This is a genomic window from Pseudomonas sp. BGA-UO-ETr-WB11, from assembly GCF_059567785.1.
The window spans coordinates 439,996-465,573 of record NZ_JCAQOS010000004.1; the positions used below are offsets into that span (position 1 = coordinate 439,996).

General features: G+C 57.2%; 18 protein-coding genes. 7 read left to right on the plus strand and 11 right to left on the minus strand.

Annotation, left to right across the window (positions count from 1 at the left end):
- Window positions 1-539 precede the first annotated feature (539 nt).
- Window positions 540-2,591 carry a sensor histidine kinase gene (locus tag AC56DI_RS05180; RefSeq protein WP_496345222.1) on the minus strand — a complete coding sequence of 684 codons (2,052 nt, stop codon included), beginning with the start codon at window positions 2,589-2,591 and terminating at the stop codon, window positions 540-542.
- A 94-nt stretch (window positions 2,592-2,685) separates the two neighbouring features.
- Here AC56DI_RS05180 and AC56DI_RS05185 point away from each other — a divergent pair, with 94 nt between their 5' ends.
- Both AC56DI_RS05185 and AC56DI_RS05190 read left to right on the plus strand, forming a co-directional pair.
- Window positions 2,686-3,369, plus strand: a complete 684-nt coding sequence (locus AC56DI_RS05185; protein ID WP_496345223.1) for a response regulator transcription factor — start codon at window positions 2,686-2,688, stop codon at window positions 3,367-3,369.
- Window positions 3,370-3,456: 87 nt separating this feature from the next.
- Window positions 3,457-4,980: an autotransporter outer membrane beta-barrel domain-containing protein gene (locus AC56DI_RS05190; RefSeq protein ID WP_496345224.1), complete on the plus strand. Its 1,524-nt coding sequence runs from the start codon at window positions 3,457-3,459 to the stop codon at window positions 4,978-4,980.
- A 395-nt stretch (window positions 4,981-5,375) separates the two neighbouring features.
- On the opposite strand, the gene AC56DI_RS05195 is transcribed toward AC56DI_RS05190, so the two are convergent.
- From AC56DI_RS05195 to AC56DI_RS05215, 5 genes are all read right to left on the minus strand, one after another.
- The gene (locus AC56DI_RS05195) at window positions 5,376-5,954 is read right to left on the minus strand and encodes a hypothetical protein (RefSeq protein ID WP_496345225.1); all 579 of its coding nucleotides are present in this window, start codon (window positions 5,952-5,954) and stop codon (window positions 5,376-5,378) included.
- Between the two features lie 374 nt (window positions 5,955-6,328).
- Window positions 6,329-6,553, minus strand: coding sequence for a DUF4113 domain-containing protein (locus tag AC56DI_RS05200; protein ID WP_496345265.1), 225 nt, complete (start codon window positions 6,551-6,553; stop codon window positions 6,329-6,331).
- Entirely contained in the window at window positions 6,522-6,851 is a 330-nt protein-coding gene (locus AC56DI_RS05205) for a YdcA family protein (RefSeq protein ID WP_496345266.1), read from the minus strand. The genes AC56DI_RS05200 and AC56DI_RS05205 overlap by 32 nt, the downstream gene beginning before the upstream one ends.
- 47 nt (window positions 6,852-6,898) lie before the next feature.
- The gene (locus AC56DI_RS05210) at window positions 6,899-7,381 is read right to left on the minus strand and encodes a hypothetical protein (RefSeq protein WP_496345226.1); all 483 of its coding nucleotides are present in this window, start codon (window positions 7,379-7,381) and stop codon (window positions 6,899-6,901) included.
- 86 nt (window positions 7,382-7,467) lie between these two features.
- Complete coding sequence (locus AC56DI_RS05215) at window positions 7,468-8,424, minus strand: hypothetical protein (RefSeq protein ID WP_496345227.1); 957 nt, start codon at window positions 8,422-8,424, stop codon at window positions 7,468-7,470.
- Between the two features lie 528 nt (window positions 8,425-8,952).
- On the opposite strand from AC56DI_RS05215, the gene avs1a reads away from it, so the two are divergent.
- Genes avs1a through avs1c form a run of 3 tightly spaced genes read left to right on the plus strand, consistent with a single transcriptional unit; the run spans window position 8,953 to window position 16,267 of the window.
- Window positions 8,953-10,125 (plus strand): AVAST type 1 anti-phage system MBL fold metallo-hydrolase Avs1a, encoded by a 1,173-nt coding sequence (gene avs1a / locus AC56DI_RS05220; protein ID WP_496345228.1) that lies wholly within the window; start codon window positions 8,953-8,955, stop codon window positions 10,123-10,125.
- A gap of 11 nt (window positions 10,126-10,136) precedes the next feature.
- Entirely contained in the window at window positions 10,137-15,953 is a 5,817-nt protein-coding gene (gene avs1b / locus AC56DI_RS05225) for an AVAST type 1 anti-phage system protease Avs1b (RefSeq protein ID WP_496345229.1), read from the plus strand.
- Window positions 15,954-15,955: 2 nt separating this feature from the next.
- The gene (gene avs1c, locus AC56DI_RS05230) at window positions 15,956-16,267 is read left to right on the plus strand and encodes an AVAST type 1 anti-phage system protein Avs1c (RefSeq protein WP_496345230.1); all 312 of its coding nucleotides are present in this window, start codon (window positions 15,956-15,958) and stop codon (window positions 16,265-16,267) included.
- 517 nt (window positions 16,268-16,784) lie between these two features.
- Here the strand turns inward: avs1c and AC56DI_RS05235 are convergent.
- The gene (locus tag AC56DI_RS05235; protein WP_496345231.1) at window positions 16,785-19,382 is read right to left on the minus strand and encodes an AAA family ATPase; all 2,598 of its coding nucleotides are present in this window, start codon (window positions 19,380-19,382) and stop codon (window positions 16,785-16,787) included.
- Between the two features lie 360 nt (window positions 19,383-19,742).
- Here AC56DI_RS05235 and AC56DI_RS05240 point away from each other — a divergent pair, with 360 nt between their 5' ends.
- Window positions 19,743-21,272, plus strand: coding sequence for a tetratricopeptide repeat protein (locus AC56DI_RS05240; RefSeq protein ID WP_496345232.1), 1,530 nt, complete (start codon window positions 19,743-19,745; stop codon window positions 21,270-21,272).
- A gap of 660 nt (window positions 21,273-21,932) precedes the next feature.
- Here the strand turns inward: AC56DI_RS05240 and AC56DI_RS05245 are convergent.
- The 4 genes from AC56DI_RS05245 to AC56DI_RS05260 all read right to left on the minus strand — a co-directional run bounded on the left by AC56DI_RS05245 (window position 21,933) and on the right by AC56DI_RS05260 (window position 24,464).
- Window positions 21,933-22,700: an SDR family NAD(P)-dependent oxidoreductase gene (locus tag AC56DI_RS05245; protein ID WP_496345233.1), complete on the minus strand. Its 768-nt coding sequence runs from the start codon at window positions 22,698-22,700 to the stop codon at window positions 21,933-21,935.
- A 53-nt stretch (window positions 22,701-22,753) separates the two neighbouring features.
- Entirely contained in the window at window positions 22,754-23,179 is a 426-nt protein-coding gene (locus AC56DI_RS05250) for an NADPH-dependent F420 reductase (RefSeq protein WP_496345234.1), read from the minus strand.
- The gene (locus AC56DI_RS05255; protein WP_496345235.1) at window positions 23,157-23,453 is read right to left on the minus strand and encodes an NAD(P)-binding domain-containing protein; all 297 of its coding nucleotides are present in this window, start codon (window positions 23,451-23,453) and stop codon (window positions 23,157-23,159) included. The genes AC56DI_RS05250 and AC56DI_RS05255 overlap by 23 nt, the downstream gene beginning before the upstream one ends.
- A 207-nt stretch (window positions 23,454-23,660) precedes the next feature.
- The gene (locus AC56DI_RS05260) at window positions 23,661-24,464 is read right to left on the minus strand and encodes an NADPH-dependent F420 reductase (RefSeq protein WP_496345236.1); all 804 of its coding nucleotides are present in this window, start codon (window positions 24,462-24,464) and stop codon (window positions 23,661-23,663) included.
- A gap of 190 nt (window positions 24,465-24,654) precedes the next feature.
- Between AC56DI_RS05260 and AC56DI_RS05265 the strand changes: the two genes are divergently transcribed.
- The gene (locus AC56DI_RS05265) at window positions 24,655-25,563 is read left to right on the plus strand and encodes a LysR family transcriptional regulator (RefSeq protein ID WP_496345237.1); all 909 of its coding nucleotides are present in this window, start codon (window positions 24,655-24,657) and stop codon (window positions 25,561-25,563) included.
- The last annotated feature ends 15 nt before the right edge of the window (window positions 25,564-25,578 follow it).

Here is a 25,578-nt window from a genome sequence, read left to right on the forward strand (position 1 = left end):
CCGGTTGCAGCAGGTCGCGACCGGTTTGAATTCATACCCCAAAGCAGCCTGTCGCCCCCTCTCTGGCCAGCAGGCCCTTGTTGCTCCAATCAACACCGGTGCCTGTCAGGCTTTCAGGGGAGATTAACCGCCCGTCACTGCCGTGTTCGAACTGACCGATAGGTGCAGCCGGGCCGTTTGCAGTTATCAGAGGTTTCGCGTCATCAGCCACTGCTCCACACCCCTGGCTTGAAAAATCCCCAGCACCTGCCATCAACGTTTTGCGTAGTAATCCCGACGATCATGGATATGCAGGAACAACCGCGCGATACGACCACTCTTTGGCATACGTACCGCGATCTGACTCAGGATAATCAGAGCCAGAACATAGTTGACCACTCGCTGAAAACACCTTGCAGAGCTCGCCACCAGTGTCCCATCAGCGGATGCCTGACACTCCCCTGTCCCGGCAAATCCACCCGATTAATCCGCTGGATCGCCTGGCGAAGCGGTTTGCGCCCAGCAACAACCTACGAAGGCCAAAACCCTAAATTGGCCCGCTAGTTCTCGACCAAAGGAGCACATGAAATGCTAACCGCCAGAGCAGGATGCGCTCGGTGCAGCTGCAATTGCATACGGAAGCAGACATCCTCCTGCCCACCGAACCCCAGCAGTTGCACGTCGCCGTCATGCAATTGGCTAATCCGCCGCACCATATAGAGCCCCAGGCCGGCACCAGCACTCAGTTGTGCCTGACGGCCCCGGTAGTATTTGTGGAACAGCCGCAGGCGCTCATCCTCGGCGATCAGGGGACCGGGATGGCGAATGCTCAGGTAGATATAACCCTTCACCATCATCACCTCGAAGAAGATGCAGACCTCGGCAGGCGCATGCCTATCGGCATTGGCCAACAGATTGCGCACGGCCACATGCAGCAGGCCGGCATCGCAGAGCCAGGACTGCTCAGGCAGGCGATAGTCGAAAACAATGCGTCCTGGGGCGAACTCCGTGACCAGCGCGCCCAGCAGTACTGCCAGGTCACAAGCGCCGAATCGGGACATCGGGTGCCGATCAGCCATGCGGTCATGTGTCAGGTAGTCGTCCACCAGCGCCAGCAGGCGGGAGCCCGCGTCGCGGATGTTCTGACAGCGACGCTGGCTCTTCTCCACAGGTGCATCGAGGTGCTTGGCCAGCTGCTGCGCCGAGGTGTTGATAATCGCCAGCGGCGTGCGGAACTCATGGGAGACCATTGCCACGAAGTCGTTCTGCTCGGCCCGGATCCGCTGCTCCTGCTCAAGTGCAACGCGTAGCTCCTGTTCGAGTTGCGCCCGGCGCTGGATTTCCGCACTCAGTTCACGGGTGCGGATCACCACCAGCGACTCCAGGCTTGCCTTCTGCTGCAAAGTCAGCGCAGCCGCCACGGCTTGCGCCTGTTCCTTGTCTCGCTTGAGGAGGTTGTAGTGGGTGATGATGCGCAAGCTCATCAGGCCCATATGAATCATAGTGCCGAGCGCCGCAGCGTTATCGGTCCACATATTGGCCGGCAGGTAGCCTAAATTGCGCAGGAAACTGACAATCACCCCGCCGTAGTAAATGCCGAAAGCCAGCAGGTAGAAGCGCGCCGGGCGATGCCCCCGCACCAGGAGCCATAGCGCCAGGCCGATAAACAAAGGCACCAGCAACAGGATGCAACCCTGCACCAGCAGCATGGCATCGCTATAGTGCCCGGCCAGGGTCATCAACGCCGCTGCACCACCGACCAGCCAACAGCCTTGCGCCAGGCCACGCAGTAGCCGTGGATAGACCTGCGGCAGACCCAGCTGTCGCCCGGCAAAAATCACCCCAACAGGGACACTCAGGGCCAGCGCTACCCCCAGCAAGGGATCGCTGAAGTTCACCGGAATATTGAGCAGTTGCTGCGGCAGACCGATAGTCAGGGCCTCGATCCACATACAGCCGCTGACATAACCCAGGTACCAGCCACTTTCCGGGCTGCTGGTCATCCGCCAGAACACCGTGTGAAAGCCGATAAGCATCAGATAGATGCCGAAGTACAGGCCGTAGAACAGGTACTCGCGACGAATCGACTCGGTAAAGGCCTGGCGCGGGGCAAAGTCCAGGCTAACCGACATGGCATTCTTGGTCTGCAAGCGCAGCAACAGCAGCTGCGGCTCGCCCGCAGGCAAGTGCAGAGGGAACAGCGCCGCGCGGTAGTCACTCGGCCACTGGCTGCGTGGCAGATCCTCACCGGCGCGCTGCTCCTGCCAGGTGCCCAGGGCATCACGCTGATACAGACGCACATCGTCGAGCAGGGCATTACTCAGGCGCAGCAGCCAATCCTGTTCACCCCCGCCCTGCGTCACTACCTGTACCTGTAGCCAGGTGGTATCGGCGGTGTAACCGGCACTCAGGCTGGCCGGCAGCGGATACCAAGCCGACGCCTGCGCGGCCTGCTGTGGGCTCAGCGCAGCGGCCGGATCATCTAGGCGTTGCAGATAGCCTTTGCCGCTGAGCGGCTGTGCCTGCACAACAAGCTTCAGCACGTCCGCCTGCCCTTGGGTGATGAACACGCAGCACAGCATCGTTAGCAAAATGAGGATGGGCTTTTTCATGGCGGCGCACCTTAGCACGTCCGTTCAGCCCCGGCTGCTAGTGCTCAGAAACGCTCAGTGAAGGCTCCTCAGCAATTGGTTAAGCTTGCCCACCATGACCAATCTGATCCTGCTTGAAGACGAACCCATCCTAGCCCAAGAACTCGGCGAGTTCCTTGACGAGTGCGGTTACCGTACCATCACCACGGGCAGTATCGCTGCCTTCGAACAGCAGTTTGCCCCACAGCAGCATCATCTGGCGGTGATCGATCTGGGCCTGCCCGACGGCGATGGCTTGCAACTGATCCGCCGCCTGCGCCAGGCCGGTCATAGCCTGGGTATCGTGGTGCTCACCGCCCGCGATACCACGCCCGACAAGATCGCTGGCCTCGGCGAAGGTGCCGACCACTACCTGGGTAAAGGCTGCGACCTGGATGAGCTGGCGGCGGTACTGGATGCCCTCAAGCGCCGCCTAGACCTGGTCCGCACCGAACATCCCTGGCTGCTCGAACTCGGCCCGAGGCGCCTGCTGGTGCCCGGCGCCGGGCCGGTGCGCCTGTCACAACAGGATCTGCTGGTGCTGCACTGCCTGATGCAAGAGGCCGGCACCAGCGTCAGCCGACAGCGCATCGTCGAGGCTCTGGGCGAAGACTTCCTCGACTACGACCAACGCCGCCTCGACACTCAGATGCGCCGACTGCGCCGCAACATCGAGGCCGCCAGCGGCCAGCCCCTGCCGATCAAGACCCTGCGCAATGCTGGTTACTGCTTCTTCGCAGATGCCCGCATTCAGGCATGACGGCCAGCTCCGCGCTCAGATTTGCTCAGTTTCAGAGGCGGTCTCCTCGGTTAGCATCTTGCGATCATTTCTAAAACCGGACGCCAGATGAAACACTGCAAACTCGCTCGCCTACCCTTAGCGATAGCTTTCAGCCTCGCGTGCGGACAAAGCGCCATCGCCGACACCTTCAACTTCCGCTTCGGCCTGCCAGGCGCAGCAACTGCTGTCGGCTCGTTTACCACCAGTGATAGCGCCACCGGCAGCCTAGCCGGCGCGTTTAACGCCAGCTTTGCCAATCTCTCGGTCCTTAATGTCACGGTCAGCGGCGCGTCTGCGGGCAATGGCAATTTTACCTTGGCTGACTTCAACAACATATATTTCAACTCCAGTTCCGCACTGGACTTCAGTCAGAATTTAGTAGGCCAGGCCGGACTTCAGGACTTCAACCTGTTCAAAGCCACCGCCACGGCGCCCAATGGCACGAGCGTTTTCACCTTGACCGCGGATAATGGCGCCGGCAGCCAGATGGTGCTGTCTTGTTTCGTGCTCAGTTCAGTCTTGTCAGCCTGCTCTGCCCCCCAAGAGCAACAGCAGTTACAAACCAACAGCGCCAACGAGACTGCGGTTAACGATTTCAACCGCAACGTGTACAACAGCATCGGAAATCGCCTGCACCGCACGCAGAACCAGCGTGGCCTGGGGCCGGCCCTTGCACAACAGTCACTTGATACCAGCCTGATGCTGGCCGATAACAGCCCCAATGCTGGCGCTGGCCTTGGCGAACTGGCGGGTAGCGGACAATACGGTCTCTGGGTGCAAGCCTTCGGCAGCAAAAACAAACAAGACCTGCATGCCAACTACGCCGGCTTTGATGCCGACACCAACGGCATGACCATTGGCGCGGACGCCCTGGTGGCCAGCGACTGGGTAGTAGGGAGTGCCTTCAGCTACGGTCGCACCGATGTCAACCAGCAGGACTATCTCGATGGCGACAGCAGCGATATCGACACCTACCAACTGACCGCCTACACCAGCCGTGACTTTGGCCTGTGGTACCTAGATGGCATGCTCGGTTATGCCCAGCAGCAGTACGACACCAAGCGCAACACGACAGGCGCCGGCATCGCCAAAGGGGAATTTGACGGCGAGCAATTGCTGGCCAAGGTCGAAGCGGGCTATCCGATTGCCCTGACCCAACAACTGACCTTGACTCCGCTGGCTGGCCTGGAATGGAACCGTCTAGAACTTGACAGCTACCACGAGAAAGACGCCGGCGCACAAGCCCTGCAAATCAAAGGCGAACATACCGAGCGCACTGCCAGCAACCTCGGCGCACGCCTGGAAATGGCCGTTGACCTTGAGCATGGCGCCACACTCTACCCGTCGACTCATGCTCGCTGGGTTCATCAATTCGACAACGACGGTATCGATACCACAGCAGCCTTTATTGGCGGCGGTGGCAGCTTTGTTAGCACCGGCCAGAAACTGGCTGAAGATAGCTACATTGCCGGTGTCGGCCTCACCCTGCAGCAAGCCAGCGGCAGCTCCTTCAGCCTGCAGCTGGACACTGAACAAGCCACTGCTCGCAGCGGCTTTAGCGGTCAAGTTGCCGCACAGTGGTTGTTCTAAGAGTCTGTTCACACTCTTTGAACCGGAGTACAAGGACGACTACTCACCGGCCAGGGTGCTTCGCTCAAGGTGCGCGGGGTTTTCTAAACCACACTGTGTAAACACAAAGGCCACGACCAATGTCGTGGCCTTTGTGTTAGCTACACCATTGATGCCGCCCACGCGGCCTAGCGTGATGACTGCATCGGCAGCCTCAGTATCGGCAAGTGCGCAGACTAGATCATGCTCGACCGTAACCTATGAATCGCCCCGGTTTTCCTGGAAACTGTTTAGCCTATTTGTTGCCCTAATACGGGGAGCTAAACCAACGGCTGCTTCGGCCGTTAGCAGCCCGTGAGTAGCACCGGTGTGGGCAACTCAAATCCCTGTCTCCTTTGCTCCTTCCAGCGCATCGCCTACCAAGGCCTGTGTTGCTCTTCCATAGCCCCTAGTTCTCTCATCGCACGCATGTGCTGTGGTGTAGGAATGGGCGCCGCGAAATCAAATTTGTACTCGGGCTTATAGTTTCCCGTGAACATCTCAATTGTTCCCTCTTCGTCTTGCTCTCCCAGCTGCCGGAACCCATTGGCCAAGTGCCATTGCACTGCACTGGGCGCTGCGTATGAGTGAAGCTCTCCGCCTGCTCGGCCCTCCGCCATAAGGCTTCTCGCCACCCCCATTCTGCGGTGCGGCGAGAAAACAGTAATTGCCTCCATACGCCGAATTTTCGGCTTGCTCGTCTTGGTCACAATGATCATGCCGATTGGAATCCCGCTCGGATCATCGGCGACATACATCTTTGAGTGTCCTCCCGCGATCATCATTTTCGTCTTGAGTATCTGCATGTAGCGTTGTTCCACGCTCCACCCCAACTCCATCCCCATTTCTTTCGCATAGAACATGGTGATGCACAGGTGCGCCGCCATATCGGCATCCACACGCTGCTTGTGTACCAGGCGAATGCGCGCCCTCGTCGCTTCCCCTTTTTTCCTCATCGTGGTTCTCCTGCGGCCGTGAGATTCTGGTTCATGATTTCAGCTTCCGTAGTTCACGTCGACGACATCAACAGCCCCGAACAGCTGTGTTGTCCACTTGATAGCGGCAGGTGAGATACGGCAGGAGCAACAGCCTCTTCTGAACCGGCTGATCGCTCTATTTCATAAACTTCGTAACGGTTTACCCAACCATTCCGGATGTTGTGGGTGCTTCACAGAGAGGACTTGCTATGGCCGCCTTGTACTTCTTCGCCAACGTCATCGGTGGTGGCGCAGGCACGCTGCTAACTGGGGTTCTATCCGACAAATTTGCTGTCGAAGCGATGCACCTAGCAAGAGCATCAGAACTGACAACCGAGTTCAAAGCAGTAGGTCTATCTCTGGCTCATCATCTCCCGACACATCGTCCAAGCAGGCTTCGCCGGCACTCGTCCAATGCGTAAAGTGCCCCGTCCCAGCCGTTGGTTGATCTGAACGATAGGCTTGAGTGAGGTGCCCGCTTTCGGCCAATTACTGACGGGACCGCAGCATGTCCATGGTCTGCTTTGGCCGTATGCGGAATAAACATCACTGCCTGCTATAGCTCTTCTTCCCGGCAGGTGTCACGCAGTACACACCATCGCGTGGGCCGGTGCAGAAGGTGCTGCTACCACATAGGCAACCGTTTCTGTCGTCGAGGATCTGCTGCGGACGTGCATCCGATGGAGTTGCGCCCTTGCCCATGTAAGCCAAGCAGCTTCTCTTTGAACCACTAATAGACCCGTCATTGCATAGGAATAAATCACCATCACAGCCAGAGATTCCCCCTTTACTGCCTGAGCAAGGAGTATTCGCAGCCATAGCCATCTGTGGGAAAAGTGCTAACGCTGCTAAAGCAGCCAAGCAAAATCGGAACATTCGAGCTTTGCAGAAATTCATGGGCACGCTCTTTGGTTGCGGTAGTTTTACAGTGGGTCACCTACCAGAACCGCCCGACCTTTATCAGCCTCGCACCCAGCCGGGGGGGACCAGCTCAAAACTGCGGTTTTATCCTGTAGGTGGATCACGATACGCCGCTCCAAGCAAAGTCCCGTAAAGTGCGCGGCGACAGCTTCAATACGGGCTTCGTCCCAGTGAGTGATCTGATAACTGAAGACTTGAGCCTCTAAGTCTTCACCGGTCGTGTGGTGCAGGATCGTAGCGAAGGCCTCATTACAGGTATCTAGCTTACGACTGCAGCGAATTTCTACCGCATTAGTGCCTGGACTTTGATAGCCCTCAACCGTCTTCCATCCGCCCCACACCGCAATTTCCCCCTGCTGTTCATTGATGATAAGCGGAGGAATTGTGGTGTTTTCAAAAGACCAAGGCTTGGTCAGCCACAGTACGGAGTAACTGGCGCACAAGGCCGAGGTGATGGCGATGAGTAGGTAGTTGAAGTAGTGCATGTAGAGTCCCTTCTGAGAGCGGCCATCCAGGCCAGTACCTAAACACTAGAGCACCTGCGGGAGGAGAGCCAAGCCCCTATGTAGCCTCATCGTTGCAAGACAGAATGCCGAGATCTGGCGTTACGTCGTGCCAAGGCCTTGGCCCGTCTGATACGCCGCCATACTAGTGGAACGTCCTTGAGCGGCGCCATGGTCAGCCGGACCGTCCAATATGCCCATGCTCTTGTCTTGCGCAACAGTAGGCGCTCGTCCCTATCATGCAACTCCAGCAGTTCCGAGATGAAGCGGTAGAACGCCGTGTGGCTGAGGAACTGGTCGTTCACCCGCTCAAGGAGCGTCTCACCAATCTGCTTGATCCCAACGAGGATCACAGCGCCAGGTAGCACGCAAACGGCGAATGGCAGCACGATAGCGAGCCACATTTGAACGATCAAATCCCAAGCATCCACTAGAAATTGCTCCAGATCGGCAAAGAGTGCCTCTCTGGAAAGCGTAGTGATGACGATGCCGGCCAAGACCGCCATAAGGCCTGTCAGATACGCTGCGAAGTTACCAGGTGACGGTAGCTTGAAGAAACCTGCGGCGAGGTGTAGCAAAGGCTCCTGGGCCCTGACCTTAAGCTCACGCCGCCACTCCCACTCCTCAATGAGGTGCTTGGCCAATGTGCGTAGATCACCCTCGTGAGCGAAGGTAGCACGGAGATAGGCGTGCTTTTCTTTCGCCAAGGTGTCATGCGGTGTCCTGAAGTGGACACGCCTGAGGGTTGGATAAAGCATGCGAAATCGGCGCTCGACGCCTTGAAAATAGACCTGCATCAGGCCGAACAACATGGGCACTTCGTACACCATCAGCCATGCCTGATCAGACGTGCCCAACAGGTATGTGTTTTGGGCGATACGCAGGTACAGGTCCAAGAACAACAGCCCCAGAATGAGCGTTGCTAGCCCAAGAGACAGCCATAGGGCCAACGAGCCGAGTGCGTAAAAGACTGGAGGGCGAAACGTTTTGCGGTAATGGCGAATTTTGTCGGCGATGGCTTCCATGCGTTTTCTTTGTTACTACGAGTTGGTGATTAGTGCGTCGTTACGACGAGTAGCTCTCCAGTGAAGGGCAGACAGAGCCAAAAACAGCTATGGACACGGGCCGCACCTGTTTGATCAGATCAACCGAGAACTAACTTTTCGGGACGGATGCAGGCCCTTAGGCCGGTGATTGTTGCCACAGACTGCGGCCGCCAGCACTGTAGCGACAAATACCCGATGTGGGTAGGTATCCAGGGTGCGTTACGGCGTGGTTGACGAACTCGCGACTGATACCTGGAGGATGAGCAACAATGGCGACAACCGGCCAGAAGCGGACAATCAGCCAATAAATAAATCGGTCCCCTTTTCCCATGCGCAGCAATCACCTCTATGACGCAAAGTGGGCCCACTAGCTTCGAGACCGGCGCGAGAACTTCAGGCGTACGAATGCCGTGTTGATGCAAATACTCGAGCGCTATGGTTAGCTCGGCTGAGAACGCACAGCAGGTCAGGACTAGCGTGCGACTTCCACTAAGGACAAAACAGCGCATGCCAAAACTGAAGATGTACGCTGCAAAGAACGGCGATGCCTTTCTCGTCCAAGCCTCAAGTACACACATCCTTATAGACGCAGGCTACGCGAGCACCTTCAACGACTACATTCTGGACGACCTTCGACAGGTGGCCAGCGCCGGTGACGCGCTAGATCTGCTCATCTGCACACACATTGACAAAGATCACATCGGCGGGCTTCTCGAGTTTCTCTCCTCGAACGGCCCTCAAGGAGCTCGAAGCATCATTGAGGTCACAGAGGTCTGGCACAACAGCCTCAGATCGCTACCCTCAACGCCCGGCGCCCCCGACACCTTGTCAGACTGCCAGCTTTTGGAGGCGGTACAGAGGCGAGGATTTCTCCTGCCGCCGCCCCCGGGGCCGGTGGTCAACCCCATCAGCGCTAAGCAAGGAAGCTCGCTAGCAAAGCTTCTCAAGGAACAAGGCTACCTCTGGAACTCTGGTGATGGCACCACGTGCATGACCAGCGGACGGCCGACGCATACATTGCCAAACGGCATTCAGATCCAGTTGATCGGGCCGCCGGTGACCAGGCTGCAGGAATTGCGCTCTTGGTGGCTTGCGCAGATGCGAAAGCTCTCCTACAGAGGCGGAGCAGCGGTCGATGCTCTGCTGGAAGACGCCTACGAGATGCTATGCGCGTCCACTCGCGAACCAATGCCGGCGACGGTCAAGACCATCTCGGCCGGAGGGTCCAAAAGGCTCGCTGAACTGTACGTCCCTGACGTATCACCTACCAATGGCAGCTCCATCGCCGCCGTCATCGTGGCGGAAGGCAAGCGACTGCTCTTCCTCGGCGATGCTTGGGCCCAGGACGTTGCTGCAGAGCTCAAACGGATACACAAGAGCGATGCTCTACAGATGTTCGACGCCATCAAGGTGTCCCATCACGGCAGCATTCACAACACAAGCGTGGATCTCCTGTCGCTCATCGACGCTCCTGTTTTCCTGGTCTCGTCGAATGGGTCGGCGCACAACCACCCAGACTTTGAAGTGCTCGCCGAAATCGTCGACAGGCCTGCGACGTTTGAGCGAACGCTTTACTTCAACTACGAGACCCCTGCATCGACTCGCCTTCGGGCACACGCGTCAAGGTCTGGCGCCAAGTTCAACGTGGAAGTCGTTCAAGACGGCTGGATCCATGTCTAGGGAGACGAACAATGACTGAAGGTGAAGTGAAGCAGGCAACCTGCCAAGTCATAGGCACTAGCGAAGCAGGCACAGGCTGGCTCATTTCGGTCGACCAAATTTTGTCGGCCTACCATTGTCTCGGCGAGGCGGTCACCCTAGGAACGGAAGTTGAGGTCAGCTTTGGTGCCGGCCCGTCTGCCGTCAAGCACAAGGCAAAACTGGAAGTCTTTGACGCGAACCTCGACGTTTGCGTGCTACGGCTTCCAGCATCTCCTGACACCGCACCTCTGCCACTTGCGGTCTCCGCTCCTCGACCAGGCACACGATGGAACGCCTTCGGATACCCTGTTGCCAAGCTGCAGATAGGCCAAGTTCTTGATGGAACGGTACAGCAGGCATTGAGCGAGCTAGCCAATGGCATCGATCTCGACCTGTCGGTAAGCGCAGAGACAGCCCTGTCGGACTACCGCGGCATGTCCGGTGCCGCGCTCATGACTGCAGATGGCTGCCAAGGCTTGCTACGCGTCAGCGTCGACAACTCTCTTGGAGCCGTGAGCATGGCCGCTCTGCGCGGCTTCCTTTCCGACAACAACCTCATCCCAAATGAAGGTGCATCCGAGGACGACACGTCCCCATTTGCCGAGCGCCCCACATTCGACGAGACATTTGAATCAAGCCTCTCCAAGACAGGTGGCAGGTACCTGTTTCTGGACGGTTCCCATGGCATCGGCAAGTCGACTTACTGCAAGAGCTTCAGGCCGGACTCCAATGACATCGAAGTCCTGGGTGTCTACGCCTTCTCCGAGCGCAGTCGAGGCTCGACAGCAGCCCTCCAGGCCCAACCGGAGGTATTCGTTGATTGGTTGACATCGCTGCTGTCGGTACTGGCCACTGGCCGACCGGCTCGGCTGTCGCAAGCGACCTATGCGCAGCTCGTCCAGACTACGCACCAGACACTCCAATCGTTGGCTCAACACTGCGCAAACGACGGCAAGGTTGGAGTGTTGTTCATAGATGGCGTGAATGAGGCTGCAACCATCGGCGGTGACGCTCTGCAGCGCTTCATCGGGCTCTTACCGACAACCATTCCGCAAGGACTGCGAGTCGTGATTGTGGGAGCTGGACTGGATGCCATCGCAGGCAAGCTCGCTCCCATTTTCCAACCCGTGCAGCGCCTGACCCTGCCTGTCTTAGATGACAGCATCCAGTACAGCCTCTGCACTTCGACGCTAGACCAGGACAAGGTATCACCGGCGCTGGTCGCCGCCCTTTGTGAGAGGGCGAAGGGCCACCCTCTGTACCTCCGCTATCTCGTCGACATAGTCAATGGTGGGGCCGGTGAGGAAGACCTTGAATCGCTGCCGCCGTTCAGCGGAGCAATCGAGGACTACTACGAGACCATTTGGGCACAGCTTCTGACGGATGCAGATGCTGTCAATCTGCTTGGGATCATTGCACGGCTGCGTTGGGGGATCCCGACCTCTGACCTGCTGGTCATGCTAACCCCCCCTGAGTCGGCTGCCTTCGTTCCGACCATTACACGCATCCGGCATCTGCTGACTGCACCAGACACCACCGAGGTCTACCACTCTTCGTTCTCTGACTTTGTGGTTCACAAGACTTCAGCCCAAAGCGTTTGGGTGCAAGGTCGACTCGCCGACTACTGCCAGCTTCCCGATAGCGGGAATTACGGAGAACTCAACAGAGTTTTCCACGGCCTTCTTGCCGACAAGACAAGACAGCTGGCCGCAATAAACGACTGTCAGCAACAATGGGTAGACCAATCCGTTCTGCTTGGAGCTGAGCCAGACGTCCTACTTGGCGACATTGAGGACTCGCTTGAGGCTGCCACTCGCCTGGCAACCGCGACCGAGATTGTTCGTTTGCTGCTTCTTTCACAGCGACTCAAATTCCGATACGACACGCTTTTTGCGCAGTCGGCAAGCCTCGCTGCAGAGGCGCTCATCGCGCTCGGGAAGACTGACCAGGCGCTGCGCCACATCCTCCGCCATGGGCACCTCATCGTGGAGCACAGCTCGGCATTCTCCATCGTCAGGCTGCTCATCGAAGCTGGTCACCCCAAAGAAGCAATTGAGGTTCTTCAGAAGGTCGATAACCTCCTGCAGCCAACCCTCACACGCAATGGTGTAAAGATCGGCGAGTTTCTGAACGCGGCAGCTATAAGACTGCAGGGCTGGGTTCTAGCCGACCAGGCTGGAGCCGAACCTCCCACTGCAGATTTTCTTGAGTATGTGGTGGGGCTCGTGACCGCCTCGAGGAACAGAATTTCGCCGCAGAATGCTCAGCGCATCCTCAGAGACCTGGTCGGCAACATGCTTGGCACGAGTTTGTGCATAGTCCATGCCTACAAGCCTATCGCTCAGATTCCCCTGTCTCCTGGCGTACCCAACAAGTTCCAGGTGCTTTCGCTCCTTTCAATACTTGGCCATGCCTACAACCATGCGCAGAGCTACAAGGTTCGACTCCCAAGAGACAAGGTCGGAATGCTGCTTGAGGACATTAGCAGCAAGCTCGATGCATCCCTAGATACGGAAGAGAGGCAGTTTGACTTTGTCGACCTGTTGATCGAGACAGGCGCGAGCCCGAGCTTGGTCGAGACCTACGCTAGCGGGTTGGAATGGGAGGCAGGCGCCCTCCACTTGTTCACACAGCATCGCTCCCTCGCCGATAGCTCTGCATTTTTTGAAGCTTACGACCGGCTGAGAGCGGCGTACTTTCTGGGGCGAGACGAATACCAACCCGCCCCAGAAGCTCTGCTGGCCTACGACTGGGAGGACAACCTTGAAACGCTCGCCGCATCGGTTGCCTGGGTGGACGCAAAGGCACGTCATGCCAGTGCATCCAGCGATGACACGGCACTTTCAGATGCGCGCACGTATCTGAAAGAGGACCTGCTCCCTTGTCTGCAGCTTGACCTCGCTTCACGCATTTCTTGGCAGGGGGCGTACTTTATCCCCGAGAACATCGTGCCGCTTCTCTACGGCTACTTGGCGAATCTTTACCTCGACTGCATGCCAGAAGCGCTTACCGACCTTCTTGCCATCCTTGAGGACTCCTTCGACGGGCAGCTCGGCCTTTACAACGAAGGCTTCCGACACGTGATGCAAGCTGTTGTGCCGAGGCTCGTCAACACCGAAGTATCCGAAGATGTCGCCGATAGGGTGTTCGACTTGTTGATCCGTTGGAGGAACTACGTCCGGGACAACGTGGAGAACAGGCATGAGCTTGTTCCCGAGCTCTTGTCCATAGTGCCACTACTTGCCCGGATGGAGTCGGAAGAAGAAGCCCTTCAAACGTACCAAACTGTCCTCGCAGTTTCGATGGGCCCCAGTTGGTACAAAGAGGACCAGTTAGCCGTCATGTCTAAGACGCTTGAGGTACTTCCGGCCACTGCGGAGATCGCCCCCGCGGCGCTTGCGCAAATTGCTGCATACCTAGAGCACGCTAGTGGGGAGATGACGTTCCAGCGGTATGTCCGTTCGGAAAAGGCAACCTTCATAGGCGAACTGAGCCGACGCGGCATGTACTCGGACGCCGCTCGCTACTTCCAGCACCAGGCCTGCGGCAGCATTGACGAGATGTGCGCACAGGCGTCGCACGGTGGCCTAGACCGCGTCGCACCGCTCGTGGGCATGCGTTTCCCGGGGGGAGCTTTGGAGGAGCAAGCATCCCTAGTGAGTCTGCTTGAGCATATTGGCACCGCCGCAAACTGGCGGGTCCGCTGGGCGCTTTTAGAGGTTTACCAGCATGGAGACGAGCGATATCTCAGGGACTGGGGTCGGGCCTACGCAAAGCTTATTCAGGAAATTGCACCTAGCTCCGTCGACTTGGAATGGGCCGTAAAACGAATCAGCAGCATCGCGCAAGCGATGAACGACGAACGAGCGTGGATGCTTCTTAGCTGCTTGAACGAGGCGTTGCCAGATACCACACGTGATAGCTTCTCGGCGTTGTTCGAGCGCTATCGCGATGCCTTCGAACCGGATGACCTCGAAACATTGAGCCGCAGGTCCGGAATACCAATGGGGCCAAGTCCAGCAAAGGCCCAAGCGGCCGCTGAGCCCAAGACGGAAGCCACCGCAAGCCCAACAGAAGAGGAGAGCCTGGAGGACCGCGTGGTGATGCGAGGCACCTTTGGCACGAGAGTTTCGGTGCGAGCGGCTGAGCAGTCTATGGAAGAGGCACGCAAGCACCTGAAGCGCCGGAACACGTCGGCGGCAGTCGAGCATGCAATGTCAGCTCTGAGGGCGGTGCAAGACGGTGGCTGGTCGATTTGGTCAAAGGGTCACCCCGCCAGGATGGCGGACCTCCTCATCCAAGATAACGTCCGCTCTGCAGATGAACTAGCACGCCTCTACGGGCCATTAGCCCTACGTGAACAGCACGCCCAGAGTTGGTCGGTAGCCTACCAGCTCATGGAACTTGTCGGCCCGAACCTCGACGCCACCCAGCGGACACAGCTGCTTTCAGTGGCTACCGACCATGTCCGCGAGATGGTGGGGGCTGCGCCTTCGGACGCATTCGCTTACATCGGTGCTAAAACGTCTGCAACGGCGTCAGACGCCCTCTTGGAACTCCTACTTTGGGCACTTGATCATCCGAGCTGGGAGCGACGAGACTCAGCCGCAGCAATGGTGCTCTGGCTCCTGCGAAGCGATGACACATGGATGGAGAAAGTAGCCCCCCTCGCCTTCTCAATGGAGAGCGGCAACCGCGCTGATATTGCAGCGGCAGTCTTGGACGTCCTTTCGCGTGAGAACGCAGCAACTCTATGGGAGCGTGTCCTTCGCTTCATCGACATTAGCGAAGTAACGCAGGGGTGCGCACACGCAAGCAGATATGTAACGCTTCTACGGATTGCTAACCGCGCCAGCTCCAAAGGCATTGCTTCAGCCACCGACGCAGTTAAGACTCTTCGAGCCAAGGCACTGAGAAGTGAGAGCCCAATCGTCCAGCCGGAAGACACCTTGCATGCTGCCCATGTCCATTCAAGCCTGGCTGCGGCTTGGAGGGAACTGCAGAGCTTTGGGGTTTTGGACGAGGCAGCTCGGATTAGGGTCGTATCGGTTCTCAGAGAGTTGTGCGGACAACACTCCTTCGATGAGGTCCAGCAACTGGAGTCCTTGGCCGCAGCAAGATTCAAAGCGAATGCAAATATCATCCCGGATCGTTGGGCTGCGAGGCTTCGGTTTGCACTCAATATCGCGCTCTTCGGACCTGCGTCGATCGAGCAGTTGGTCAAGATTGAAGCTGTGCTGCGCATTCACAACCCAGAATCCCTCATCGAACCGCCAGATGGACGGCAGCTCATCGCTAGCCTGATCGAAGCCATTGCCTCAGGAGATTTCACCCGCTTCCTCCCTTCGGCTGCTGACTTAGTGTTCTTGGACGTCCAAGGCTACCTCGAACACAGACGACAGATAGTCAGGGTAGACCTTACGTCGCATCTGCTATCGCCCGGGCAGAGGGATCCTTATCCAGTAGAGCTGGGTACCTTCAGGCCGACCGAGCTGCCGCGACCGGTCCCACGCGATCAAGTCGCGGTTTGCAGTCGTGTGAAGTCGGGACTGGCGCACTTCGGATCTCTCACACCTTCTATCGCCAACCCGCAGTTCCATGAGCTCCTGCACGCCCCCGCCTCTGCAACAGTCAGATATCACTGGAGAGATGGGAGCACCGTCCGAACGCCTGGGGCGAGCCGCCCTCACGAGATCTCGGTGCTTGCCATCCAACGCGAAGCGCTGACACTACCTCCAGGCTGGCGCATGCAATGGATACTGAGAGTCAATGGAAGTATCCAAGCAAAGCTGAATAAGGCGCACTAACCATGTTTCCAAAACTGACGACCATGCAGCAACCGATGACTCGAGGTGAGTTCGAAGAACGCATCTATCTCAACGTTGAGCAGATCGAAACAGGACAGCTGCACCCCAATGGCCTAGACGGCTTGCTGGACGTGCGACACCTGCCGAACGGTCGGATCGACATGCTCAGCGTGAACGAAATGGTCCGCCTGAACGCAAACATGAGCCATCAGATGATTGCCACCGACATGGGCAAGATGCTCAGACAGATGGCTAGTAAGGAGGAGGCCAGCAAAGGGCGAAAAGATGACGAAATATTCGAAGACAAGTCGTAGCCCGATTGTGTCACACGAACGTGACGCCAAAGGTCAGCGTTCTCTCGAAGCTTTCTGAAGCTACAGAAGCGCAGCAAGAGCTTACATGTGCATTTCCTTTCAAAGCGGCTGGCAGGAGAAAAACGCGAGCAAAACGAACCACAGCCACCGCAATGCTGACAGCCTGAACCGGCCTCCGCCCCCGAAATTTATGAGGTTGAATTCGGCATGCGCTGTCGGCGTTCTCGCTCCTGCTGAACGAGCACGCTCGGCAGCATTGCTAGCTCTGCCTCGCTCATACGTCCCAGTACATCCACCAGGCGAGCGGTGCAAGGAACTGCCGGAGGCTCAAACGCGTGGAAAGGGGACAGATTTATTTACTAGCACACGGTCAGCTCCTGGCCGATAGCGCCAGTCACCAGCATCCGCCGTCGGCCAGAACGGGACATTCGACCCGATCACATAATGTTTAGAACTTGACCTTGCCGTACAGCAGGTGGCCGCCACTAAAGGCACAGCTCACCTATCGGCAAATACCCTAAATAACACGGCCCTTAAACTCATCCATCCACGCTACAAGCTCCAACACGTCTTGCTCGAAAACGTCGAGCTCGACTGGAACTTGAGGCAGTTCATCTGCCTGCGAGTGCTCATATACTGAGTAAGTGGTCATCAGCCGGTCCAGGTAGTCGCAGTCGACAGCCGTAACCTTTGCGACTCCTCTCAACTTCCCTTTGGTCATGACATCCCTTCTGAATCGAGCAACGACATCGTGCAGGAGGATGAACTCAACCGTTCGTTCAAGGATAATCCGGAAATCACTGCAGGCACTCTTTACGGCAAGGTCATATCCATCCGCATCGGCCTGAGCCTGAAGCTTGTTTAGCTGCGGAATAACCTGATCCCGAATTACATTGATAGCCTTATCGGGCCTGGCATCCCGCAAGTTGTGCTGCGCCAAAATTCCCGCAACCTTATTCAGCCGCCGAAGCGATAGCACTGTGTGGTTTATCTTTTGGTTGTCTGGGTTCTCCGCATGTTTTTTGAGCGCAGATTCGACCAGAGCGATCAAGGACAGGCGGTGCGTGAAGATGATGACCTGCCTAGTCTTCGCCAGCTCAACAAGCCTGGCCACAACCCGTTCTTCGAAGTCCTGATCCAGCGAAGAAATCGGGTCATCGAAGATGAAAGGAGCTAGCTGGTTAGAGCCGGTTGTATCTGCCAGAAATGCGGCTAATGCGACGATTCGCGATTCACCCTCGCTAAGTACGACCTCTGGCGAGTGATTCCCCCTAGCCCCGACAAGAGTGAGTCCAAAGGTGATGACCCCCTTTCCTTGAGCCTTGCTTTGCGGGGCCACCGGCAACCGACTACCACCAAGTGCTTTCAATTCCGCAACAAAGCGAGCCTGGTAGCCAGCATCAAGTTCAGTCTTTGCAAGCTCATTACGTTTAGTCGTCAGAGCATTGGTTGCGGTCAACCTTGCAGCTTTATCCAGCAGTTCCACTGAGGCCAGCCGCTGACGCTCCGCAAGGATGGCTGGCTTGTTCTCGGATAACCACTGTAACGCCTTAAGCTGCTTAACCCGAGTTTCGAGCTCTTGCCGCCTCCCATCTTGCTGCAGCTGGGTGAGGCTGACTTCCTCTGCAAGCAGGTCGGCAGCACGCTTTTCCAAGGCGTTATCAATAGCTTCCCAGTCGAATTTCAATAGGTCGGCTGCAGCAGCGCATTCAACAAACTGAGCACGCCTGCTTTTCAGCGCCTCATACCAGCTACGAGCAACCGGTTCGTCGAACTGCAGCTGAGCCAGCCTCGCGATCCAATCTTCAATGGACGGCAACTGAACTATCTTCGCTACAAGGGCTGCATTCGCGCTTTCTGCAGTTTTTGCCGCAGTCTCGAGGCCAGCAGTGACGAATGATTCGAAACTCTTGAGCTGTGATGCGGCATCTGCCGTAAGCGCCTGTTGGCATAGTACGCAGTGCGCGCCATCCGAGGTCACTGGGAACTCGTGGCCAGGGTAAGCATTAGCAACTGAATAGTTGCGCGCCTGCTCCCACATCAGCATCCAGGCAGCCTCACCGACACCCTGAAGAGGCGCATTGGCGAAGGCCTTTTGCGCGACGTCATTGGCTGCTCTCCTGGCTACCTCTGCATCATTCTTCGACTTGAATAGCGCAGCAGCTTTCTCGTCCGGTAGGCCTTCTTTCAGAGTGCGCATCGCCTGCTTGATGCTTTCGGTTGCAACCTTGTCTTTTCCAATGGCAACAAGTCTGCCCGCAATATCCTTTTCCGCCAGCAAGCCTTCAGCCTTGATGCGCTCTTCGTCCAGCTCTCTAGGGAATTGGCAATAAGCTTCGATTTTCTCCGCGGATACCGAAGCCTTCAAAGAAGCCAGCCAGCTTTTTTCCGCAGTATTTGCCAGATCCACAGGAAACTGTGGCAGTGAGCTGACAAGCTTTGCCTTCTCAGATGTCAGTTCCGCAGAAATTTTGTCCGAAATCTGAATGAGTAGAGTGATGAACCGCATGCTGCTGGGCTCGTAGCTCGACTCTGTTTTCCCCATATATTGAGACGCAGCCTTTGAGTCAAATACCTGCGCCTGTTTGAGTTGCGGATGCGGTTCGATATTAGGCTGCCAGTTAATATCTCGGGGGATACCATCGACAGTGATTCGGCATTGCGCACTACATGCGTGCTCCTCATCGCTGAAGACGTTTGGGCGAATTTCATCCTTTGAACGCGATCCACATAGTTGCTTGAGCAGCCGGGCATAACCACTCTTCCCCGAGCCATTTTGGCCGTAAATCACGGTCAAGCTGCCCGCTCCGAACTGAATAGACGCGCCCGGCTTGATCGCATTAACGCCAAAGACTTGGCTAACCTCTTCAACTCTAACGATCGGCCTTACGGTCGCTGCAGAGAATGATCCTGGAGTTACGCTCGCGAATCCGGGATCCAGCTGCTTGGCAGCCTCTAGCTTGCAGAGGCGCACTAGCTCGGCAAGCTCCTCCGCATTCGGCGGCCGCTTCTGTTCGATGAGTTTCTTTGCTGCTGCCTGCAGCCAACGACCTCGCTCGCTCAACCACTTTTCGAAGTCGTCTACGTATACCATTCCGTTAGCCAGATTCGACATCCTTGATCTCCGCACTTATGAGGTAGAAGCCGTCATACCACGGCTAAGTGCCATCATTCCAGTAGTCTGAATCGCCCCTGATTTTCTAGACCCTCGACGACCGCTTCTGGCCGTTCCCTACCAGCCAGGGCCATGAAGCATGCCTGTCAGATTCGCTGCGAATAACTGGTCAGGTTGAGTGCAAATGGGTGGTCAAGTCTGTGCAATTATCCACGCACGCAACTGCTCCCACCGCATGAAGCCCTAACCAGCGCCAGCACCGGGCCCCTTCTCAAAGCCTGTGACTGACCGGTTGAGTCCCGGTATCTTGTCGCCAAACGTCTATTCCACTCTCGCAACACTCTCGCCTTCTGGCTGCCTATGAACGACATCGAGTTTACACAGAGCGTTAGCCCCGAACTGGCCGGGCTTTACGGGCAGGCTAAAGACCTGGCTTTTATCACTCCGGGGTACGCCCTCACCCACTTGCGCAGCTTTGCGTCTGTGTTCTGCGATGAGATAGAGCCGTCGGCAGGGTATCAGTCCAATATTGCCATCAAGATCGAAAAGGTGCGCACCGCGCAAGGCTCATCCAGGAAGATACTCTCAGCTCTGGACACCTTGCGCGACAGTGGAAACAAGGCTGCACACCCGGAGGAATATGCACCGGGCACCCTCGATTTTCCTACGATGGTGACAAAGGGGCTGCATCTCGCTCGTGAGCTTTTGGAGCATCTCTACTGGCTGAAAACAGGCAGCTCGACCACACCAGAATATGAGGTCATCGAACCCACCCTGCACATCCAGCGAGATCTCAGCCACAGAGCCATATTCGAAGAGGATGCGGCGGCTCGATATACGCTAGGGGTCTACTTCAAAGAGAAAGCCGATCGAGAGAAGTCTGCCTGTGGGTGGATTCGCGTTGATGACGGCTATGGCGAGAAGTCTCGCGAGGCCATCGATCAGGCCATGCACTGGTTCAAATGTGCCGCCGAGAGCGATCATCCCGGTGCTCAATATGAATATGGCGGGTACCTGTTTCGACTCAAGGACAATCCTGACGGGACAAGAAGTCGTCGCGACGAGCGCGTACGCGGTGAACACCAGGTCTGGTTGGCATGCCTGGCAGGTCATGCGGATGCCCAAGCCTTGATGGGCGACTTTTTCTTCAGTGGCACTGAGCGCCTTGAGCGCGACTATGAGCGCGCAAGAGAGCTCTATCAGGACGCCGCAGTGCAATCGCAGCCGCGGGCACTGGCTCAATTGGGCAGAATGCACGAGCAGGGACTGGGCGGACCGACGGACCTAAAGAAAGCCCTCGAGTGCTCACTTAAAGCCGCAGAGTCTGGATTCCCGCAAGCTCAATATCACTTGTACGCGCTGCATCGACAGGGGGACGCATTTGTCGGGGATCACTCAACTGCCCTTCACTGGCTAACCGCGGCCGCGGACCAACGCCATCCTGAGGCCATGATGGCGTTGGCGGAGCTGATAGCGGATAAGAAAGTAGCGAATCGCAGTTTCGCCGATGCTCAGCGGCTTTATGAGCAGTGCATCAATACCCCTCATCTTCGGATTAGGGCCCTGTACGCGTATGCCAATTTGGTGGCGACACACTCTGAGGACCTTCGAGAGTTGGAATCAGCACGCCATTACATTTTCCAATGTGCGGAAACAATCCGCGCCACCCCTCAGTACCATCACTTGCTATCGGGGTGCGACGGGATCAATCGTGTACTCCTGAACAAGGAGGCAGCTGCCATGTCCCGTAAATACCCCCATTTACAGTTCCAATTTGGAGCCGCAGAGCCTGCACAGGAGCCACCGGCTTACACAGGTCCAAAAGTCGGCAGGAACGATCCCTGTCCCTGTGGCAAGGGCGCTAAATACAAGCATTGCTGTATAAGCTAGAGAAGCTCTGGCAGCCCTAGGCCTGCTGGAAGTGACTCAATTCGAATTCAGTTCTGCGGGCCTGATACTTATCAAGCCACATGCTTTTCACGCCCGGGTCTATACAGAATTCTATGTAGATGGTGTGGTGCTCCACACACACACAAAGCGGCACCTTAACGCAACCTGAGGCCTACGGCTTTGAGTGGCGGCTTCTGGCCGATTCTGTTGAAAAAGTCGACCTTGGTTACCACGGCGGAAAAGTTGGCGTTTGAGATTAAAATCCTAAATCCGGCAGAGGTTTGCGGGCTCAGATTTCACGTAGCTACGCTCAGAAAAGACGTTTTCATCGGTCACTAGTGGGGCCGTTAGGGTAAAGCGACTTTTTCAACAGAATCGGCCGTTTTCTGCCGGTCCCCACAGGCTGCTTCGGGTCGGCTTCTGCCGGTCAAGACAGGCCGGAGTCGGCCAATAGCGGCCGGCCACCGATGGAAAAATCGCCACAAGCGGACATCGAGTCCGCCGGGGAGCGTTATCCCGGTAGGGTGCGCCGTACGCACCGAAGCAACCATCATTCTGGTTTGGTGCACTCGGTGCTCACCCGACGACAGCAGATGTGTGATCGGACGGTTGTAGCGCATAAGCAAACTTTCCCGGTTTGCTCGTGTTTCCGGGCTTCGATCAGAGCTTGTATCCGCCACTGGCCTCGATCACCTGGGCGGTAATCCAGCGCCCCTCGTCAGATGCCAGAAATGCAACGACAGCAGCAATATCGGCGGTTTCGGCGAAGCGTCCCAGGGCGGTATCGGCTTCAATGGCTGCAACCATATCTGCGTTTTCGCGCACGGCGGTGTTCATGTCGGTTCGCACCCAACCAGGCGCCACAGCATTCACGGTTATCCGGCGTGGCCCAAGTTCCATGGCTAGCGCATGAGTCAGATTGTTGATCGCCGCCTTGGCCATGGAGTAGATCGGCACGACCGGCAACGGACGGGCGCCCAGGCTGGAGGACACGTTGATGATCCGGCCACCATTCACGATGCGGCTTATTGCAGATTGAACGACGAAGAACGGCGCGCGAGCGTGGACAGCGAAGATCGTGTCCCAGCTTTCCGGGGTTGCATCCGCGAGGCCGCCCCATCCGGAGTTGCCGGCGTTGTTGACGAGAATGTCCAGACCGTTACTGCCGTGGCGATCCGTGAGTTTGCCGTCGAGTTCCTCGAACAGTGCGGCGATGCCATAGGCATCGACAAGGTCCGCGTGGAGCGCGAAGGCATTGCCGCCGGCTTTTTCAATGGCAGCGACCGCCTCGTCAGCGCCCGGCTTGCTTGCGTTGTACGTCAGCGCGACTGTGGCGCCTTCCTGCGCAAGACGTTCTGCAATGGTACGACCAATACCGCGCGAGCCTCCGGTAACCAGCGCTGTTTTTCCAACAAGTGGCTGTGACATGTGATGGTCCTTACAAATCAGGGAAAGTGATCAACAGATCGGTTAGCGCAAACTCAAACGGTTCGTTCGCGCAGGATCGGGCCAGGGTTCGCCTCGACAATCGCCGTACCCAGCCGAATCAGATCGGCATCGCCGTTGTACTCATGCTCGGCCACTTGGTGCAGCAGCACGCCCAGTTGCTCCAGTGGGCGGGCAACCTTCAACGGACCTGCATTGATGGGGGTGAAGCCAGCGTCCTCGATCAGCTTGCGCACTACTTGGCCCGCTTCCTTGTCGTCGGTGGCATAAAAAACGTTTGCCTTGACGAGGGAAGCAGCCCAAGCAGCGGCTTCGAGCACAGGTGCGGGCAACTGGCTGAACGCTTTCACTACGCGAGCGTTGGGCAGTTGTTTTTGCAGGTATTCGGCGGTGGAGTTGTCACGCATAAAGTCGTGATCATGAAAGTGCACGAAGTCGTCAGTGACACCGAGCGGGTTCATGGTCTCGATCACGATCTTGCCCGTCGAGCGCGTCGCCCACTTCAGCAACGAGTGCATCGGTGCGCGGCCAGTAGACCGAGAACAGCACCGCGTTGCCGAACTCTGCCGCCTGCCTGACCGAACCGAGCGTGGCCCGGTCGCCCAGCTCAGTCAGCAGCGGCGCAAGCTTGCGGGCGTCACCATCTTTGGCCAGCAGTAACTGATGGCCAACTCCAGCCCAGGCCCGAGCCAGTCGGTTACCGACGTTGCCGGTGTTCAGAATGCCAATTTTCATACGTTTTCTACTTCCTGTGTCTACCGTGGAAGGCCACTGTATTGAGAAGAGAATGGTAGATAAATACGACCTGCAACCACACACTGTTGCTTGTTTTTACAACAGTTTAACGGCCGGAATCGGTGTGGTTTCGCGGGTGCAGTTCAGTAGGACAGGCAGGCAATGGCTTACCGAACGTCCCCTTGCAGGACGCCCGGTATACAGCGGTTATCTCTTGACGGTATTGGCGCTGGCCAGCTCCAGGAACAACGCAATATGGATTGGCGGCATTCCCTCGAGCGTGCCGCCAATCGGCGACGGACGTTCGCAGTTGCGGATCAACTGCCGGGCCTTTTCAGGCGAGATTGGCGTTCCGCGCTGCTGGTAAAGGTGCTTGGCCTGCGCCTCGGACAAACCTGGGGCAATGGTTGGTGCATAGGGCCAGAAGTAGATCGGCGTATTGGGCTCGATCCGCCAGCTGTCTTCCAGCAAGCCTGCGTCCACCACATCGTAGCCAACGGCCTCGATATAGCGTGCCACGGTGTCCTTGGCATCACGGTCATCACCGGCAATGGGCAAGGTGGTGCGTTCAGGGTCACCAGCGGGACGGGCGTTGTGCTGCATGTGAATCCAGCCGATGTTGTGCATCCCCTTTACCACCTTCGAACCCCACAGATGCTTTTGCACCAGCTCGCTGGAGGTCAGCTCGCCGTTGTCGAGATCGGCGCGGCGAAAGTCACCAATGCCTGGGTAGTAGTTGGTCTGGTCAATTACCACTTTGCCGACGAGTTTGTCAGAGGGAAGGGTTTCGAAATTTGCCAGCGGAATAGCCAGGGAAACGATATCTGCGGCGGCAATCGTTTGATCAACAGTGCCAGCCCGGGCCAGGGGACCGAGCGCTTCAATCAGCGTGGACAGGGATTCTGGGCCACGGGAGTTGCTGATAACCACGTTGTAGCCTGCCGCAGTGGCCAGATGGGCAACAGCTTTGCCGACAAGTCCGGAGCCGATGATGCCGATGGTAAGTGTCATCTTGAGTATTCCTTCTAGGGGGGACGACGCGGCGGCTGCATACCCCATACATCTGCCGCGAGAAACGATGCAGACAAGCCGTACACAGGCATCAGTGCCATGTTGGTTGGGGGTGGCTTGTTGCATGGGCCGCACTGTAAATTTGCCATTGAACTTGATAAATACACCCAGTAATCAAATACTGTTGTCCATGAATACATCAATTGATTTGCCCGAAATGCGCGTGTTCGCGGCCGTTGTTACCGATGGCTCCTTCACCCTGGCAGCGGATCGGCTGGGCACCGACAAGGCGCGCGTTAGCCGCATCGTCAGTCGTATGGAGGAAAAGCTTGGCGCACGCTTGCTGACGCGCTCTACGCGCCGCCTGAGCGTGACCGAAGTCGGACGCGACTATTTCGAACGCGCCATCAGCATCCTCACAGCGGCCGAGGCGGCGGAAGCGGCGGTTGCACAGCAAACGAGAGAACCGAAAGGCCTGCTCAAGCTCACAGCGGGCTCCGAGTTCGGCACGATGGTGGTGGACAATTGGGTGGCAGATTTCCTGCGACTGGCCCCAAAGGTGACGGTTGAGGCCGAATACACAAACCGTTTGGTCGACATCATCCATGAGGGTTTTGATGTCGCCATTCGCGTCGGCTCGCTTGATGATTCCGGTCTTAGTGCACGCAAGATCGGCGAAGTGGATTACGGGTTGTACGCGGCCACCGATTACTTGCAACGGGCGCCGGCGATTGCCTCAGTCGCCGATCTCAAACTCCACAACCTGATCATGAAAACAACACGAGGCCGGGCGAACTGGTCCCTGGTCAACGGCACGAAAACCGAGAAAGTTACGGCATCCCCGCGCTGCGCCGTCAACAGTACGCTCTGCGCACGAAACCTGGTGCTAGCTGGGCTTGGAATCGCGCAGTTGCCACGTTTCATGGCTGAACCGCATGTGGCGCAGGGCACCTTGAGTTGCGTACTTCCTGGCTGGGCCGAGGTGCCTGCGCCAGTCCACGCCGTGTTCGCCTCCAGCCGCTATATGGATCCCAAGGTGCGCAGCTTTGTTGATCTGTGCCTGAGTGCGTTTGACGGCAAAGGCAGCGGCTCACCTTAGCTTTTATAACGGATG

Bases quoted from the DNA above. Each gene is read 5' to 3' on its own strand.
- avs1c (WP_496345230.1), top strand. From the start codon at position 15,956: ATGTTTCCAAAACTGACGACCATGCAGCAACCGATGACTCGAGGTGAG.
- AC56DI_RS05190 (WP_496345224.1), top strand. From the start codon at position 3,457: ATGAAACACTGCAAACTCGCTCGCCTACCCTTAGCGATAGCTTTCAGC.
- AC56DI_RS05255 (WP_496345235.1), bottom strand. From the start codon at position 23,453: ATGAAAATTGGCATTCTGAACACCGGCAACGTCGGTAACCGACTGGCT.
- AC56DI_RS05210 (WP_496345226.1), bottom strand. From the start codon at position 7,381: ATGCACTACTTCAACTACCTACTCATCGCCATCACCTCGGCCTTGTGC.
- AC56DI_RS05180 (WP_496345222.1), bottom strand. From the start codon at position 2,591: ATGAAAAAGCCCATCCTCATTTTGCTAACGATGCTGTGCTGCGTGTTC.
- AC56DI_RS05245 (WP_496345233.1), bottom strand. From the start codon at position 22,700: ATGTCACAGCCACTTGTTGGAAAAACAGCGCTGGTTACCGGAGGCTCG.
- avs1b (WP_496345229.1), top strand. From the start codon at position 10,137: ATGACTGAAGGTGAAGTGAAGCAGGCAACCTGCCAAGTCATAGGCACT.
- AC56DI_RS05265 (WP_496345237.1), top strand. From the start codon at position 24,655: ATGAATACATCAATTGATTTGCCCGAAATGCGCGTGTTCGCGGCCGTT.
- avs1a (WP_496345228.1), top strand. From the start codon at position 8,953: ATGCCAAAACTGAAGATGTACGCTGCAAAGAACGGCGATGCCTTTCTC.
- AC56DI_RS05240 (WP_496345232.1), top strand. From the start codon at position 19,743: ATGAACGACATCGAGTTTACACAGAGCGTTAGCCCCGAACTGGCCGGG.
- AC56DI_RS05205 (WP_496345266.1), bottom strand. From the start codon at position 6,851: ATGTTCCGATTTTGCTTGGCTGCTTTAGCAGCGTTAGCACTTTTCCCA.
- AC56DI_RS05235 (WP_496345231.1), bottom strand. From the start codon at position 19,382: ATGTCGAATCTGGCTAACGGAATGGTATACGTAGACGACTTCGAAAAG.
- AC56DI_RS05195 (WP_496345225.1), bottom strand. From the start codon at position 5,954: ATGAGGAAAAAAGGGGAAGCGACGAGGGCGCGCATTCGCCTGGTACAC.
- AC56DI_RS05215 (WP_496345227.1), bottom strand. From the start codon at position 8,424: ATGGAAGCCATCGCCGACAAAATTCGCCATTACCGCAAAACGTTTCGC.
- AC56DI_RS05185 (WP_496345223.1), top strand. From the start codon at position 2,686: ATGACCAATCTGATCCTGCTTGAAGACGAACCCATCCTAGCCCAAGAA.
- AC56DI_RS05250 (WP_496345234.1), bottom strand. From the start codon at position 23,179: ATGAACCCGCTCGGTGTCACTGACGACTTCGTGCACTTTCATGATCAC.
- AC56DI_RS05260 (WP_496345236.1), bottom strand. From the start codon at position 24,464: ATGACACTTACCATCGGCATCATCGGCTCCGGACTTGTCGGCAAAGCT.